The organism is Enterococcus sp. AZ128 (genome assembly GCF_051714485.1).
Lineage (GTDB): Bacteria > Bacillota > Bacilli > Lactobacillales > Enterococcaceae > Enterococcus_A.
Genome location: NZ_JBIORZ010000002.1, coordinates 647,305 through 663,857, shown reverse-complemented (window position 1 = coordinate 663,857; position 16,553 = coordinate 647,305). Strand labels below are relative to the sequence as shown.

Here is a 16,553-nt window from a genome sequence, read left to right as displayed (position 1 = left end):
ACGTAATAGGCTCTACATTTGTTTAGTCAAAATATACCTGAGGTTCCGAAGCCATCTCCTCAAATAGATTGAGAAATTGCGCAGCATGAAAACCATCGCACACCGCATGATGGACCTGTAGGGAGACGGGAAGGAAAATGTTATTGTCCCGAAAGACAAATTTCCCGCCAGTTAAGATTGGCAGAAGATACGGTTGAGCATTGTTTATATTCAAGTTGAATCCTGTAAATGAAGTCCAAGGAATCATGGAGATACTAAGGACATTCTCTGGTAAATTTGGCTGTGGAAATAACTTGCCAGTATTACTAAAAGCCTCCACGTCCGCGGAATAGTTTTGTTCAAATGTCTTGAAACGCTTGGAGTATTCAGTCGATAATGTGGAAAATTGCTGGGTCCTTTTATCGAATACGGTATACATTGGAACCAATTGATCCCAATAACCTAATTGCCCGCTACTATCGAATCCCATTCGGAAATGCGTGTCTTGATTGGCGATAGTCGTTGTTAGATAAATAAATCCCGCATAAAAAGAGTAGTCATTCTCCTTAAGATAAGTGTATAGAGCAGTAATATCAATGTCTTTGGTGAGACTAAAGGATGTTTGCTGAGACAAAAAATGATTGTAAACCTCGGTCCGTTCCCATTTTTCTAAATCAATCGTTGTGAACGTCATTATCCATTCCTCCTAATAATTAAATGTTCTATTGTTAGGAGGAACAATCATCTGTTTTCTTCATGGATAATCATTCCTTTGTATTTGATAGTTCTATCATAACAAAGAATTGGGGAGACAGGATGTAAGAAAGTTCTAAATGTTTCTGGTAATTCCACAGAATTGTATATGATCGCCGTCGACGACTTTCGTAAAAGATATTTTTGGCTCAAAGATGCAAATGGTTTATTTTATAGGTTGAAATAGATCCAATTCTAAAGGGAAATTATTCATTTTCTTTCTCTTAATACAGGAATTTCTCTAAAAAAATATGGAAGTGTATGTATGATTTTATATTCAATTATCAAAGAACAACATCTAACTAGACGACTCTGGATATCATGTACGAATATCCGGGTCGTCTTTATTTCGATTTTTCCTTCGGCGAATCCAACCGAGAAGGCCCTTTTTCGGGCTTTTTTGTTCTGGCTGTGTATCGATCGGCTGGGAAGACGCAGTGGCAGAATTTGCTTCATTAATCGTAATTAGCGGATTATCGCTTTTGGGTGTGTGGATGTTTAATGAGGGCTGCAGGCTCGCTGTGCTCACAGGATCTCCTAAACTTTTTTCAATCGCTTTTTTTGATTCGGAATGTAAATAGTCATAACTTCTTGTTGTTTTCGGTGCGGTTATCACTTCCTCTTTTTTGAGAATACCTTCGCTTTTTGCTTCATTTACTGTTTTTTGTGGAGCTCTTCTCTCCTCGATTTTCGGTGCTTTTTCTATATCAAAAATATCCGATTCATATGTAGTGATGATTTTTGCGGTTATGACAGAATCGAATAATTTTACGCCGTTTTGCTCGAAAATATCTAAGTTGGTCAGTAGTTCGCAGGCTTCTTTGATTTTTTGTATTGGCAGGTCAGGATTTAACTCTTTACAAGTCCAGTCATGGGTTTTACCTAGACTGTTGCTAAATGTGGCGACTAAATCTTTTTGCATTTTCTCATTTCCTTTCTAAAATTTTTCCTTGTGTAATTTTGATTCTTTTCAAGGTTCGTTAGTTTCTTCTGGGCGGACAATTGAAATCAATGAACGGAGAACTGATTTGGCTGTTTCGCCAAAGCTGCGGAGCGGGAATACTTTGGCACTTAATGTGCGCCATTCCGGTGCCATGAAATAATCTTTAAAATAATAGAAAAATCGTTTGATGGTACGGGTCGCCTTGGTATTCATGAATATCTCACGGACGAGATCCTTCAAAATAAAGGCAAATTCTTCATCCCCAAGCTGATGGCGGACATGTAGAGCTAAAATATATTTGATAGTTAAACTGCTGTTTTGGGTTTTGTGATAGTAGTTTGTTATACGATGTTCAAGTGTTTTTGATTTTAAATGGAACAATTGCCGATGAGACAGGATTTGTTCATTCATCATTTTTCCTCCTAGATAGGTTTATAGTTAAGGGAGAGGTGACGTCTACCCGCTCCACTTTCGATTATTCTTTCCGACCGGTGACTTAACGATAAAGCACAAACACAAACTATGGCAAACTCGTCAAAATTACATTTAGGGAGGCAAAATTGCAGGTTTTATATTGTTCTTTTTTTAAGAAGCCTAATTACTCAGGAGTAGCTGAATTGCTCATTAAAAAAACTAGCAAATTTGAGGGGAAAATGTAATATCGGGCATTTTGACAACGGATCGCTTTTTTGTATATAGGAGAGATCGTTCTTTTTTAGTAATAAAACCTGTTTAGCAGTGTTAATAATCTGTTTTCGAAAAAGAAAAAAACAGCATCCAGCGATACTGTTTTGAGTGATTTGTTATAAAACTTTCTGCAATAGCAGAATGGTTCCTATGACGATAAAAAAGCCGATCGTGGCGACAAGTGTCAATGAGGTATGAAAAATTGGGACGGATAAAAATGTCGCAAATATCGGTTCGAAGGCGGTTAAAATGCTGGCTAATGAAGATGAAATATAGGCCAAACTAGATAAGTAAATGAAGTAAGAAACAGCTGTCCCAAGTACGATCACAATCAAGATATGAAGCAGCGAGCCGAGGGAAAGCTTTCCAGAATATTGGAAAAATGGTTGAATCACGTTTGCGGGAATGCTTCCGATCAACATTCCCCAGCCCACGACTAGCAGACTGCCGTATTTTTTTAAAAGATTTCGGGGCTGAACGGAATAAAAGGCTAAAGAAACAGCAGAGCCAATGCCCCAAAGCAATGAGGCGGGTGTGATCGTCAGCTGTGAGATATGTCCATTGGAGACGATCAAAAAGACACCAATGAGTGTCAGCAGCATCAGCAGTAAGGTTTTTCGATTAGGGATTCTTTTTCTTTTGATTGCCTCATAAATTATGATGAAAAATGGTCCTGTATATTGAATGATCGTAGCGAAAGAGGCGCTGCTTAGTTCGATCGTTTTAAAGTAGGTATATTGAACGGCATACATCCCAAGAATAGAAAAAGTAAGAATGGCGAGGAGATCCTTTCTATCTTTGAATGGCGCGAATAAAGTGTGCGAATTGATGAGTTTTGAGGCAGCAAGTAACAGAATCCCTGCAATAAACATCCGGGTAGAAACCAGCCATTCGGCAGAGAATTGATATTCGTTAAATAAAATTTGTCCTGATATTCCTGAAATGGCCCATAAGGTCGCAGCGATTCCTGCGAATAGGATTCCTGTTTTCTTTTCTGCTATGTTCATTACGATCTCCTTTTGATTTTACCGATATTGTTGTGATACTGTATTATAGAGCTTCGTATTCGTGGATATCTATCAAAATAAATGCTATTTTTATCATTATCGTGTAAAGGAGTCTTAGGTGATGTACTTTGAAGTAAATGAAGCTGAACAGGAACAGACGGAACATCGAATTGGTGATTTTCCAATCGCGATCTATCATAGAACTCTGGAGAGGTCTAGAAATGATGAGCTGATGTGGCATTGGCACGAAGAGTTTCAACTAACGTTTGTTCTTTCGGGAACCCTGGAGCTGTCAGTTGAAAAAGAGACTTATCAAGTTCATGAAAACAGTGGGATCATCATTAATTCACGGAAATTGCATCATGCGCTTCCTTTAACCGAAGAGGTGGAATACGTCTGTATTGATTTTTCGCCTAGTTTTGTTAATGAGGAATTATATCGATCAACGATCAAGGACATAGAAAATAATCGGAACTTTGAATGTGCATTCTTGATGCTCACCCTTCATCAAAGGGGGCTATTAAAGGGGATTGTGGAAGAAAATAAACGCTATAATTTCTTGAAAATCTACGAACTGATACTTAGTTGTCTCAATGAGATCGAAAATTACCCTACTTCATCGGAAAAGAAAGAAAATCAGGACATCTATCAGCTGCTTAATTTTATCCATAAGAACTTTCAACGGGAGCTCACCGTTACGGAGATTGCTCAAGTGATCCCTATAAATAAGAATAAATGTACGAATCTATTCAAAGCCTATACTAATCAATCGCCGATGAATTATACCATTGATTACCGTCTATTGAAGGCAAAAGAGTTGCTGCTAAGTACGGAGGATCCGATATCTGAGATTTGTTTCGCTGTAGGATTTAATAATCTCAGCTATTTTATCGCTAGATTTAAAAGGAAATTTGGCAGCAGTCCGAAGCAGTTTCGGAAGCGGTTTGGAGCCAATGATATGAGTACAGAAAACCCTAAGGACATCAAGTAAGAAAATTGATGTCCTTGGGTTGAAAATCGTACTAATTAACTAAACGAGTCTTTGCTACGCTGCTTTTTTTTATAAATTTTGGGGAAGTTTCTGGTGCCCACATTTGACAGACTATTCCACCGATTAGTAAAGAGAGTAGACATACACCTAATGTAGCGTATACGCCAAAATGATCGGTAATAATCGGCAATAAGAAGGTTCCAGAAGCAGCGCCCACACGACTAATAGCAATAACAGCTCCTAGCCCTGATCCTCTAAGGCGAGTATCGAAAAGTTCAGGAGGATAAGGATTCTCTAGTACAACTGCTGCGGATAACACCACCGCAAAAATTGAAAAAATGATCATAGTGATTACTGGTGGAGCAGACTGCCAAATAATCATAATCGCTAAAGCAATCGCCGAAATATAAAAGGTTGAGACAATGAAAAACCTTCGAGATATATAATGGAACAAGATAACACCAATACAAGCACCAACAATTTGGAAGACATTATATAAAACACCGGAAACATTTGGGTTACCAATGTTCATACTCTCAGTAAGCAGTGGCAGAAAGATACCTATCCCAAAGAAAGGGAACACCTGGCAGGCGTAGAAAATTCCGCCGACTAAGACGTTCCGTCGAACTGGCGGACTCAGAAGTTCTCCCCATGAAGCAGGTTCTTCATTGTTTTCTTTAGCATCATCGACAGGCAAACTATACTCGTTTCCTAAGTAGCGATGAACAATCTCTGCGGCTTCTTTTTTCTTACCGGTACTTGCCAGCCAACTAGGTGACTCGGGTATCTGAAGGAATAAACGAAGGATAGCTGTAACAATACCTGGAATCCCTGAAGAAATAATAATCCAGCGCCAGGTATCGTCGCCGAATCCAGTAATGAGGCTGCCGCTCAGATAAGAAGCGACAAAGCCGGACATCCAGAAAATAATCAAGTAACTTTGGAATTGTGGTCCGCGTTTGGTTGGAAACCATTCTGTTAGTAATGCACTACCTACAGTGTAGTCGATGGCAATGGTGATTCCGATCCCAATTCTGATAATGAGCAAGAGAACAACATTAGAAACAAAAAACTGAGAGAAGGATAAAACAGTAAATAGGAACATATCGATCATAAAAAGAGATTTTCTGCCGATTTTATCAGCAATCCCTCCTACTATTAGGCTGCCAAATAAACCAATCAACGTCCCAGCACCTAAAAGGCCAACCCAAAAACTCGATAACCCCAGAGGTTCTGTGGCACTAGACAGAGCAGTTCCTGCGATTCCAAGTGCGTAACCGCATGAAATTTGTCCTAATACAAAACAAATAAAAATTTTTTTGTGGATAGAAGATAGAGGTGCTTCTGTATAACTTTTATTAATCAAATAAAAAACTCCTTTCTTGATGTATCAACTAAAGACAATGAACGCTTAAAATTATGTTCTGAATTTCCTATTCGATTGTGAAAAAAAGCTATAAGATTATTGAACTTCATAATGTGTAAAGATAGTTAATAAAAAAAGTGTCGGGTAAAATTAGAATAATCGATTAAAAAAGTTTATTCAATTATTCACAAAAAAATCTAAAAAGCTACGAAATAACTTGTATACCGATATTATAATCAATTGATTATAATAAGCAAGACTTTTTTTGAAAAGTTGTTCTGTCCCGTTACTAGAAGGGAATAAATAGTGGATAAATAAAAAAACATTGAATGATTCTCAATAATGCGAGGATCATTCAATGTTTTTTAGAATGAGAGAATAGATTCTAGTAATTCGTCTTTGTCTTTAGAGATTGTGGAATGATTCAGCAAAAAGTCGATTAAGTAATCCAAAAAGAGCTTTGTTGCTGATTGAGGATCATCAAAGTCACCATTCTTCATTTTTGTGCACATTCCCAAATTAAGAGCATAGCAAAAATCAAAGATATACTGCTTATCTTTTTTTGCGATATAGCCATCTTTAATACAAGGATCACCAATCAGATCGTCTCGCTCTTGGATCGAGCGGCCCAAAAAGCGGTGGTACTTTTCCTTGTCTTCAGAGATGTCTCCCACTTCAAAGGTATCTAAGTAGCTGTCAACATATCCTAGAACACTGCTGGAATACTTCGAATAGAATACATAAGAATAGATCTCCGGGTTTTTGAATGAATAAAGAGCGTATTCTCTCCAAGTCAACAGAAAGGTGATGTAGGATTCTTCATTCCCAGTAATTGTTTCATTGAGGGCAATAAAGTATTCTCGTACATTGTTGATCAACGTAAATGCGATCAACTGATCTAGGTTTTCAAAATAATTGTAAAGTGTGGCACTGTTATAGCCGGCTAAGGAAGAGACTTTTCTGATGGTGACATTTTCGATTCCTTCTTTTTCGATAATCATTTGAGTGGCTTCAATGAAATAGCCCAGCATTCGTTTACGTTGAATTTCCTTATTTTTCGATCTCATTTTTATACCTCGTGATTTGTAGTATGCCCATAAAGGACTTCTTTTTTATTGTACACTAAAAAAAAGAATCGTAAATCATGAATTAAAAATAAAAAGGGTGTTGCAAAATATAATCAGTTGATTATAATATGACTATAAGATTATTTAATAGCTTGTATGGCTGAAAAATGGATTGTGAAAAAAAGTGTAAAGTCAAGGAGTGTCGATCGATTATCATCAATAGTATGTTTTTCTGAGATAATCTCGTTTTTTGCAGATAGAAATCGAATGGAGGAAGCGGATTGGAAAGAATTAGCGTGAAGGGGGCACCTAAGGCATTAGGACCTTATTGCCACGGAACGAAACAAGGAAATCTCATTTTTACTTCTGGACAGGTGCCATTAGATCCGGTAACAAATGAATTAGAAACAGATATCAGAAAGGCGACACATCTTGTCTTGAATAATCTGATATCAATTGTTGAAGAAGGCGGAGGCTGTTTAGAGACTGTCGCTAAAGTGGACATACTTGTGAAGGATTTAGCGGATTACACAGCAATCAATGAAGAATATGCAAACTTTTTTGGTGATAGCAAACCCGCTCGAGTAATCTCTCAGATTAGCGATCTGCCAGCAAATGCTTCACTAGAAATGGTAATGACAGCTTTCGTAAAAGAATAAAAGTAGGTTTTATAGAACGAAGGGAGATAGAAAAATGTTTAAAAGAATGATTCAAGCAGTTGAAACACACGCGGGAGAACCGATGCGTGTAATTACTGGTGGTGTTCCTCAAATTCCAGGCGACACGGTATATGACCAAATGAAATATTTGGAAGCAAATGATGATCAAGTACGCAAATTAATGCTGAGAGAGCCTCGGGGATATCCACCATTGTGCTGTAATTTGATCGTACCATCAAAAAATCCCGAAGCTGCGGCTGGCTATATTATTATGGAACAAGTGGAATATCCTATGATGAGCGGAGGTAATACGATTTCTGTTGTAACGGTATTGCTTGAAACAGGTATGCTACCGATGCAAGAACCCGTTACAGAGTTCCAATTGGAAGCGCCTGCAGGTTTGATTGGGATCAAGGCTGAATGTAAAGACGGTAAGGTAAAGCAAGTAACCTTTAAAAATGTTCCGGCATTTGCTCCTTATACAGATACAGTCATTGATGTGCCGCATATTGGGCATGGTGTTGAAAAAGTAAAAGTCGATATTGCGTGGGGTGGGATGTTCTACGTTATCGCAGATGTTGAACAGTTCCCATGGATTGATCTAGAGGCCGATCAAGGCGGTGAAATTGCGCGAGTATCCGCATTGATTTTACGAGCTGCACAGGATCAGCTGCCGGTAGAACATCCACATTATCCTGGTGTAGGAATTACGATCGCACAATTGTCTGGCACAACGGATAATCCAGAAGCGGATCGCAAAAATGCTGTAATGGTTGCAAGCGGAGAAGTTGATTTTGACAATCCAGCAACTTGGACGGGTGCTTTGGATCGTTGTCCTTGTGGAACGGGGACTTGTGCAAAAATGGCGGCGATGTATGCCAAAGGTGAATTAGGGTTGAATGAATCCTTCAGACATGAAGGGGTATTAGGCAATGTCTTTACTGGTCATCTTGTTGAGGAAACAACGATCGGTGATTATAAAGCGGTTGTTCCCACGTTAGGAGGAGAAGCTTGGATTTATGGTTTCAGCAACTATGTGCTTGATCCGTCAGATCCATTCCCAGAAGGCTATGTAATTGGAGACATCTGGGCAGAATAAAACAGTAATCTAAATATCTGAAGTCCATTCTATCTGTGTAGGATGGATTTTGGTATTTCAGCAAAAGAATGTGAAGTTTCGTACACAAGGCTTTAGGAATTTTAATTTAGGAGGAAGAAAATGCTGCAGATAAGTGAAGAACAGGTTCAAAATGCAATGACGATGGATGTTGTTGTACCAGCTATTCGTGAAGCATATGAGGATAATGTTAAAGGAGAGATTTATGCGGGAGATCGTATTTTTATGCCGATCCGTGGTGAAGAGAACGTTGGACAGTGGCTATTTGCCAATTGTACAAATAAACCGTTTTTCGGTTCAAAATTTTCCTCGGTCTTTCCAGAAAACTTGAACAAAGGCTTACCCAGCGTAATCTCGAAAATCAGCCTGTATTCAGCAGAAACAGGTGAACTTCAAGCGTTGATTGACGCCAATTATTTAACAGCGATTAAAACAGGTGGAAGTGCGGCAATCGCGACTGATTTGATGGCAAAGAAATCAGCCTCAAAACTAGGTATTATCGGTTCCGGCTTGCAAGCCTACTCACAGGTTCTAGCTATCCAAGAAGTTCGTGAGCTTGAGGAGGTATACATTTTTGATATCGCGCCAGAGAGAGTTGCTGGCTTTATTGAACGAATCGAAAAAATTAAGAATAGATCCTATAAAATTATTGTAGCAGCTTCTGGAGATGAGTGCGTCTCGAAGTCAGATATCGTTTGTACTTGTACCACCTCTTTAAAACCTGTGTTCAAAGGCAGTTCTCTAAAACCTGGAACACATGTGAATGCGATTGGATCGTTCACCTCTTTTATGCAGGAAATTGATGAAGAAACGGTGTTAAGAGCGGATAAAGTGATTACTGAACATATCGAAGGATTGTGGGAAGCAGCTGGTGATATTCTTATTCCATTCGAAAAAGGATCAATATCAAAAGACAAAATCACTGGCACAGTCGGTGAAGTTTTAACAGGTAAGGTGACTGGTCGTGAAAGCGATGAAGAGATTACCTTAAACGAAAGTGTTGGTTCAGGTGTTTTAGATATTGCGCTTTCGATTGAAGTATTCAATAAATTAAAATAAGCAAAAAACCGTTGATCGCACTATTTTAGTACGGTCAGCGCTTTTCATTTTTTGCTAAAGCGAATCCAGAATAAATTATTATACAGCCAAGTCTCTTAGAATCAATACATAGTAATAAAAAAAGGACTACGGTCACTTATTTAGGCCTCTCTATCGGTCGAAGGCATTTTTTTGAAGTGCTCTTTATACTTCGAATAAAAATAAGTAGTATTAGAAAAACCGCTATCGCGCGCGCATTCTTGGATAGATTTATCGGTATTTCGCAGTAGAAATTCTGCTTGATCCAATTTCTTTTCCAAAATAAGCTGGCTAAAATTTTTCCCTGTTTCTCTTTTTAGCAATGTACTGAGGTAGCTGGAAGTATAGTTGAACCGCTGAGCAAGCTGTGGCAAAGTCAAATTCATGAAATTTTTATCAATATGTTTTAACAGAGCAACGATCTGATCTTTGCTCTTTTTTTCTTTTTTATTAGTGTCATATTCGAAATTTCTTACTAATAGTGTAAATAGAATAGCAATTAAGTTTTCAATAATTTTATTATTGCCGATTCGATTTTCAAAGTATTCAAACAAAATTTGATCCATGATAAGCCGAATCTGATCATATTCATTGTTTTTGAACACAATATATTGATCATGACTTTGTGTTTCGGATAGCGCGTTAAGAATGAAGTCAAAGACAATACTGCTCTTGAAGGTTTCTTGTGTGAGCTGTTGAATAAAATAATCTTTTTTGACAAGAATATTAATGATAATATCGTCTTCCGTCGTTTTTTCGATAGAGTGAGGAACTGACGTATCGATCAAGCAGATTTGACCTTTTGTTAGAGTGACTTTTCGATTATCGATATGTTCCGTACAAGTACCGGAATAGATATAATTCAGTTCAATGAAGTTATGAGTGTGGAGCGGTACGGGAATAAATCGGGTATGCTTCACAATGTTAAAATTTTGACCGGCAGGAATCAAATCATCAAAGATATAGACTTCCGTATCGTTAACAACTCGTTTAGCTAATTTTTGATAGTACTCCTTGGAAAGAACGCCATTCTTTTTATAGTATTCTTCACGATCAGTTAGTGCGAAAATCCTTTTTTGAACCGTGTTGAAATTCATGAAAAGACTCCTTTCAAAAAATCTAAAAATATGATACAAAAGAAACCGTTTTCTGACATATATTTCTTTTGTTGAATTGAATATACTCTAGATACAGTAATAAATCAAAGTAATTATGGATGTAGGGTGTGTTTGTTTGAAAAAAATAGAGAGAATCATTAACGATGAATATGACAATCATATCATGCCTTTTTTATGGATGCATGGAGAAGAAGAGGTCATTATTCGCGAATATATTTCGAAAATAGCTGAAAGTGACATTCAGTCGATCTGTATTGAGTCGCGTCCGCATGAAGATTTTTTAGCTGAGAAATGGTGGACAGATGTAGACATCATCCTTGAAGAATGTGAAAAATTTGGGATGACTGTTTGGATCTTGGATGATAAACATTTTCCGACAGGTTACGCAGCTGGCAGAATTAAAGCAGATTTTCCAGAATATCAAAAATTATTCTTGAGCTACTATCAATTAGATGTGGTGGGGCCTAAAAAGAATGTTGGCACATTAATTAAATGGACAACTCAGAAGCGGCCCAATTTTATGAATGTTGGTACCGAAACGGCAGCCAGCGAACAAAGGAAAATAGAAAAGGGAACAATCCTTTCTGTCGTCGCAGCACCTATGACGGGCTATGAAAAGATTGATGACTCTAGGCTTATAGATATCAGTGAACATGTAAAAGGGGATATGCTCTACTGGGATATTCCAGACGGAAATTGGAGTATTTTTGTTTGTTTTGAAACGACAGAAGGCGGGGAGCATGCAACGGAGGGCTATTTAAATCCTCTAGTTGCTAAAGCAACGGATGTTCTCATCGATACGGTTTATGAAGCACATTATGAAAAGTATGGCGAAAAATTTGGCCGTGGCATAGAAGGTTTCTTCTCAGATGAACCGCGATTTGGGAATATCAAAGGACCCGACGCCGCAATAGGGAAAAAAGATATGCCGTTGCCTTGGTATCCTGAGATGACTGAAGATTTTGCTGCATTTTTGCAAATTAGTAGAAAAGAACTTTTAGCATGTCTGCCTCTATTGTATAAAGGAGAATCAGAAGAAGCGAAGCAATTGCGTTTTGCATACATGACGTTTATTACTGAGCGATACAAAAACAATTTTACCGAGAGAATCGGCGCATGGTGTGAGAGACATGGGGTGAAATATATTGGGCATGTCATTGAGGATAATAATGCACATAGCCGTCTAGGTTATGGTGCCGGGCACTTCTTCAAATCAATGGCTGGTCAAGACATGTCAGGTATTGATATAGTCTTGCATCAGCTCTTACCCAATCAAAATCAAGGCTACTTCAAGTCAATGACCGCAAACGGCTGGGATGGTGAATTTTTCCATTATGCCTTGGCGAAACTAGGGACTTCGTTGGCTTATCTAGATCCAAAGAAAAAAGGGCGAACGATGTGCGAAGTTTTCGGCGCCTATGGATGGGCGGAAGGAACAAAATTGATGAAATGGATGGCAGATCACTTGCTTGTTCGCGGAGTTAACTATTTTGTTCCTCATGCCTTCACGATGAAAGAATTTCCCGATTCAGATTGTCCGCCTCATTTTTATGCTCATGGAGAAAACCCGCAATATTTTGGGTTTGGTGAATTGATGCGTTATATGAATAAAATCAGTGATTTGTTTAGCGGTGGTGAACACTGTTCGGATGTTGCTGTATTATACAATGCGGAGGCAGAATGGACCGGAAATACACTGCCGTTTCAAAAAGTCACTAAAATTTTGACAGAAAATCAAATTGAGTTTGATTTTGTTTCTTGTGAAATGGTGGAGAACAGCTCTTCTAATAGTCAGGCTTTTCATATCAATTCCCATGCATTTAAAGTACTGTTAATTCCTTATTCAGAGTATTTGCCTGAGAAGACGATCAAAAAGCTGAACTTATTGGCGGGACAAGGGGTCGATGTACTATTTATTGACGGTTTTCTAAAAGGAGCCAGTGAAGGAACCGATATAGCTGAAACAATCTCTCAGCTCCAGAAAACTGCGACGACTTTCGCTTTAGAGGCTCTCTCTCTAGCGTTGCTCACAATGGACATTGATCAATTGGAAACAGCTCATGTTTACAAGGATGTTCGGTACTTTCATTATCGACAAGAGAAGCAGTCGATTTATATGCTTTTTAATGAAAGCATGCTATCTAACGTAAACTTTAAATGCAATCTTAAAACAGATGAACAGCTCTTTTCCGTTAATCCGCTAACCAATAAAGTAGAACGATTAATCAAGCAAACTGAGGGATTTGAATTTTCTTTGGCTAAAGGTGAAAGCATTCTTCTTTTTGAAGATAGTGGTCTATTAGAGGAACAAAAGAAAATACCTGAAACGCTGCCGACTACCATTTATGATCTGACGAGTCATCAATGGGCGATTGCTGTTGATGGAAAAGGGGTCGAGAATTCTCAATCCGTGTATCCAGCGATTGTCCAACATCTTCCTCTTTTAGGATTAGGTGATGTACTAGAAGACTTTAGCGGCACCATTAGTTATGAGACGGAGCTGGAGATCAAGGATACCTTTTATCGAGCGGACTTGAAGATTGAAAATGCCAATGAAATTGCAACAGTTTATCTCAATCAGAAAAAGATCGCTACGCGAATCAGTTATCCATATGATTTCGATTTGACTGATCATCTGAGTGTTGGGACAAATCATCTAAAAATTGAAGTAGTTAATAGCTTAGGGCGATACATGAAGGATTTTCTATCACAGTATCTTAATTTTGAACCATTGGGGTTAAGTGGAGAAGTGAACTTAGAATTGACTCATATAAAAAAGACGAACTAGGAAAGGAGGCAGAATCATGTTTGGTAAAAAGCAAAAAGCAAAAAAGATTAATTTATACAATCCGGTGGACGGAAAAGTTACCTTCATCGATGAATGCTCGGATCCTGTGTTTGCGCAAAAAATCATTGGTGATGGATTTGTGGTAGAGCCAATTAACGGAAAAATCTATTCGCCCCTAAAAGGAATCATCACATCAATTTTCCCTGCTAATCATGCGATTGGGATCACAACTGATGACGGAAAAGAGTTTCTTGTCCACATAGGGATCAATACGGTCGAGCTCAATGGTGAAGGTTTTGAAATCCTTGTTGATAAGAAATCAGAGGTTACGAAAGACACGCAACTTGCAAACGTTGATTTAGAACGGATCAGAAAAAGTGGATTTTCAACTGAGATCATTGTAGTACTCACTAATAGTGAAAATGACAATCTGATAATCGATGCGATTGGTGATAAGCGTCACGGTGAAAGCATTGCTACATTACTGATATCTAATTGAAAAACAAGAGAAAAGAGGCAAGATAATGAAAAAAGAAATTGAATTAGACGTTCCTTGGTTTGATGATCAAGACCAGAGGATTCAAGCCCATGGCGGCAGCGTGAAATATTTTGAGGGGCGTTATTATTTCTTTGGAGAAAACAAACAGGACTCGAAAGCCGACTCGGGCATTTGGCACAAAGGCGTAAACTGCTATTCATCAGAGGACTTAGTGAACTGGCAATTTGAAAATACGATTTTGAAGCCGTCAGAAGATTTAGGAAATCCGCTTCATCCTTCAAGAATAATGGATCGCCCTCACGTCATTTACAACAGGAAAAACCAGGAATATGTCATGTGGTGCAAACTAGTTGGTTCAGATGAGAATCCACGCGATTGGAACGATCAATACATGGGGATCGCCACCTCAAAAACGATAACCGGAGAGTTTAAACTGATCAAACGAATTGTTCCTTTAGAGATGAGCAGCGGAGATTTTGATCTATTTGTAGATGATGACGAGAAAGCATACCTAGTCTTTGGAAAAGTTCATACTGAAGTTATTGTAGCGGATTTAAATGAGGATTATACAGATTTAACTGGAGAGTATACTTCGCATCTGCATTTTGCAGGTCCACCTATTGCTAGAGAAGCGCCAGCCATTTTTAAACGCAATAGCCATTATTACATGATCACTTCAGGTACAACGGGTTATTATCCGAACTCGTCACTAATAGCCAGAGCGGAGAGGATGCACGGCCCTTGGTATATCATGGGAGACCCTTGTATTGATGATAGTGAAAAAAACAGTTTCAATTCTCAAATCAGCAGTGTGTTGAAGGTCGAAGGGAAAGATTTGTATATTGCTATCGGGGATCGTTGGATTGTTGATTTGGCAAAACCGATTGAAAAAAGCTCATGGAAAATTGATACAAGTATTTCGGAATACGTTTGGCTGCCTTTTGAATTTGAAAATGAAATGCCTAAACTTAAATTTCAAAAAAAATGGAAACCGGAGACCACTTAAAAATACTGAAAGGACAATCTAATGGATCATTGGATTGATGGTGAAAAAAATGGGGTATGAAAAACTTGCAGGATCGATTATTGAAAAAGTTGGTGGGAAAGAAAACATCGAAGCTGTTGTACATTGTGCAACTCGATTGAGATTCACATTGAAAGATGAAGCGATTGCCAAAGAAGACGAACTGAAGGCGATGGATCAAGTTTTAGGTGTAATCAGAGCTGGGGGCCAATTTCAAGTCGTTATTGGAAATGAAGTCAGCAAGGTTTATGAAGATGTAAATGTTCTGTTAACAGATGGCGAGTCCGTTAAAACGGCAGTAACTGCAGATGGAATCGAGATGGATGACGATGTCGCGGAAATGAAAGGCAAACTAGATACTATTCGCGCGAAAAACAAGGAAAAGCTGATTAATAGAATCTCTCGTATGTTGATGAATACCGTTTATCCTCTAGTACCGACTATGGCAGCTGTTGGGGTGTTCAAAGGATTGTTAGCACTGCTTGTTTTGGCGGGTCTATTAAAGGAAACTGATGGGACATATATTATTCTTGCGGCTGCAAATGATGGCTTCCTATATTTCATGCCGATCATGATTGCGATTTCGACGGCTAAATATATGAAGTCAAATCCTTATATCGCTGGTGCGATTGCATCTAGTATGGTTCTACCAGCTATTGCAACTGCTCTAGGCAGTGAAGCGGCATCATTAACTTTTCTAGGCATCACAGTACCACAAGTTAGTTATGGAAATTCCTTGTTCCCTATGTTGATTGGGACGTTGATCGCAGCAAAATTCGAGCACTTTTTAGACAGATATATTCCGCAATTCTTAGAGTTTATAAAAATAATGATTGTAGTTGTGATCATGATTCCCGTTATGTTCCTCGTATTAGGGCCTGTATTTACAGAAGTAGGTAAATTATTAGGAAGTGTTGTTATGGGGATGTATGGCCTAAGTCCAATCTTGGCAGGTCTATTCTTCGGAGCTTTCTGGCAGGTTTGTGTGATGTTTGGTATTCATTACGCGCTAATTCCAGTTTTGACAGATATTGTATTGCGTGAAGGTTCAAGCGCATTCAATCCGATTTTAGGTATGGGCGTGTGGGCATTGGCAGGAGCATCACTAGGATTTGCATTGAAAACAAAAGATAAAACAAAGAAGGCACTTGGTTTTTCAACGATGACTTCAGCTTTATTTGGTATCACTGAACCCGCTATTTTTGGGGTAGCACTGGCTTATAGAAAACCATTTATTGCTGCAATGATTTCTGGTGGTATTGCTGGAATGTTGTGTACAGTACTAGGTGTAAACCAGTACTCCCCAGCGACAGTAGGAGGCGTATTGACCTTTGGTGCACACATGAATCCGAACGGGAATCCATCTTCCTTAATTGGTTGGATCGTTTGTTTTGTGGTAGCCTTTGGAATAAGTGCTGTCCTGACCTTTTTCATGACGAAACCGGAACAAGAGAACGAGCTGGCATAATTGCCCGAAG

The 16,553-nt window shown here is 38.6% G+C and carries 15 protein-coding genes; 8 read left to right on the top strand and 7 right to left on the bottom strand.

All coding sequences use genetic code 11. From position 1 onward, the window contains the following. Nucleotides 1-22 precede the first annotated feature (22 nt). The 4 genes from catA to IGI38_RS14920 all read right to left on the bottom strand — a co-directional run bounded on the left by catA (nt 23) and on the right by IGI38_RS14920 (nt 3,369). Entirely contained in the window at nt 23-673 is a 651-nt protein-coding gene (gene catA / locus IGI38_RS14935) for a type A chloramphenicol O-acetyltransferase (RefSeq protein WP_438732059.1), read from the bottom strand. 378 nt (nt 674-1,051) lie between these two features. Then, nucleotides 1,052-1,654 carry a DUF2922 family protein gene (locus tag IGI38_RS14930; protein ID WP_438732057.1) on the bottom strand — a complete coding sequence of 201 codons (603 nt, stop codon included), beginning with the start codon at nt 1,652-1,654 and terminating at the stop codon, nt 1,052-1,054. A 48-nt stretch (nt 1,655-1,702) separates the two neighbouring features. Continuing rightward, nucleotides 1,703-2,086: a hypothetical protein gene (locus IGI38_RS14925; protein ID WP_438732056.1), complete on the bottom strand. Its 384-nt coding sequence runs from the start codon at nt 2,084-2,086 to the stop codon at nt 1,703-1,705. A gap of 392 nt (nt 2,087-2,478) precedes the next feature. Next, the gene (locus IGI38_RS14920) at nt 2,479-3,369 is read right to left on the bottom strand and encodes a DMT family transporter (RefSeq protein WP_438732055.1); all 891 of its coding nucleotides are present in this window, start codon (nt 3,367-3,369) and stop codon (nt 2,479-2,481) included. A gap of 121 nt (nt 3,370-3,490) precedes the next feature. Here IGI38_RS14920 and IGI38_RS14915 point away from each other — a divergent pair, with 121 nt between their 5' ends. Further along, a complete protein-coding gene (locus IGI38_RS14915) occupies nt 3,491-4,360 on the top strand; it encodes a helix-turn-helix domain-containing protein (protein ID WP_438732053.1) in 870 nt (289 codons plus the stop codon). A 31-nt stretch (nt 4,361-4,391) separates the two neighbouring features. Here IGI38_RS14915 and IGI38_RS14910 read toward each other — a convergent pair whose 3' ends face one another. Next, nucleotides 4,392-5,726: an MFS transporter gene (locus tag IGI38_RS14910; protein ID WP_438732051.1), complete on the bottom strand. Its 1,335-nt coding sequence runs from the start codon at nt 5,724-5,726 to the stop codon at nt 4,392-4,394. A gap of 365 nt (nt 5,727-6,091) precedes the next feature. Then, a complete protein-coding gene (locus tag IGI38_RS14905) occupies nt 6,092-6,793 on the bottom strand; it encodes a TetR/AcrR family transcriptional regulator (RefSeq protein WP_438732050.1) in 702 nt (233 codons plus the stop codon). Between the two features lie 281 nt (nt 6,794-7,074). Here IGI38_RS14905 and IGI38_RS14900 point away from each other — a divergent pair, with 281 nt between their 5' ends. The 3 genes from IGI38_RS14900 to IGI38_RS14890 all read left to right on the top strand — a co-directional run bounded on the left by IGI38_RS14900 (nt 7,075) and on the right by IGI38_RS14890 (nt 9,628). After that, complete coding sequence (locus IGI38_RS14900; RefSeq protein ID WP_438732048.1) at nt 7,075-7,452, top strand: RidA family protein; 378 nt, start codon at nt 7,075-7,077, stop codon at nt 7,450-7,452. Nucleotides 7,453-7,486: 34 nt separating this feature from the next. Next, entirely contained in the window at nt 7,487-8,551 is a 1,065-nt protein-coding gene (locus IGI38_RS14895) for a proline racemase family protein (RefSeq protein ID WP_438732047.1), read from the top strand. A gap of 120 nt (nt 8,552-8,671) precedes the next feature. Next, the gene (locus IGI38_RS14890) at nt 8,672-9,628 is read left to right on the top strand and encodes an ornithine cyclodeaminase family protein (RefSeq protein ID WP_438732045.1); all 957 of its coding nucleotides are present in this window, start codon (nt 8,672-8,674) and stop codon (nt 9,626-9,628) included. 140 nt (nt 9,629-9,768) lie between these two features. Here IGI38_RS14890 and IGI38_RS14885 read toward each other — a convergent pair whose 3' ends face one another. Continuing rightward, nucleotides 9,769-10,743, bottom strand: coding sequence for an AraC family transcriptional regulator (locus IGI38_RS14885; RefSeq protein WP_438732043.1), 975 nt, complete (start codon nt 10,741-10,743; stop codon nt 9,769-9,771). Between the two features lie 136 nt (nt 10,744-10,879). Here IGI38_RS14885 and IGI38_RS14880 point away from each other — a divergent pair, with 136 nt between their 5' ends. The 4 genes from IGI38_RS14880 to IGI38_RS14865 are packed head-to-tail and all read left to right on the top strand — an operon-like array spanning nt 10,880 to nt 16,543. Next, nucleotides 10,880-13,552, top strand: a complete 2,673-nt coding sequence (locus IGI38_RS14880; RefSeq protein ID WP_438732041.1) for a glycosyl hydrolase — start codon at nt 10,880-10,882, stop codon at nt 13,550-13,552. A gap of 16 nt (nt 13,553-13,568) precedes the next feature. Next, nucleotides 13,569-14,051 (top strand): PTS sugar transporter subunit IIA, encoded by a 483-nt coding sequence (locus tag IGI38_RS14875; RefSeq protein WP_438732039.1) that lies wholly within the window; start codon nt 13,569-13,571, stop codon nt 14,049-14,051. A gap of 25 nt (nt 14,052-14,076) precedes the next feature. Beyond that, nucleotides 14,077-15,057, top strand: coding sequence for a family 43 glycosylhydrolase (locus IGI38_RS14870; RefSeq protein WP_438732037.1), 981 nt, complete (start codon nt 14,077-14,079; stop codon nt 15,055-15,057). Nucleotides 15,058-15,094: 37 nt separating this feature from the next. After that, nucleotides 15,095-16,543: a PTS transporter subunit EIIC gene (locus tag IGI38_RS14865; protein ID WP_438732035.1), complete on the top strand. Its 1,449-nt coding sequence runs from the start codon at nt 15,095-15,097 to the stop codon at nt 16,541-16,543. The last annotated feature ends 10 nt before the right edge of the window (nt 16,544-16,553 follow it).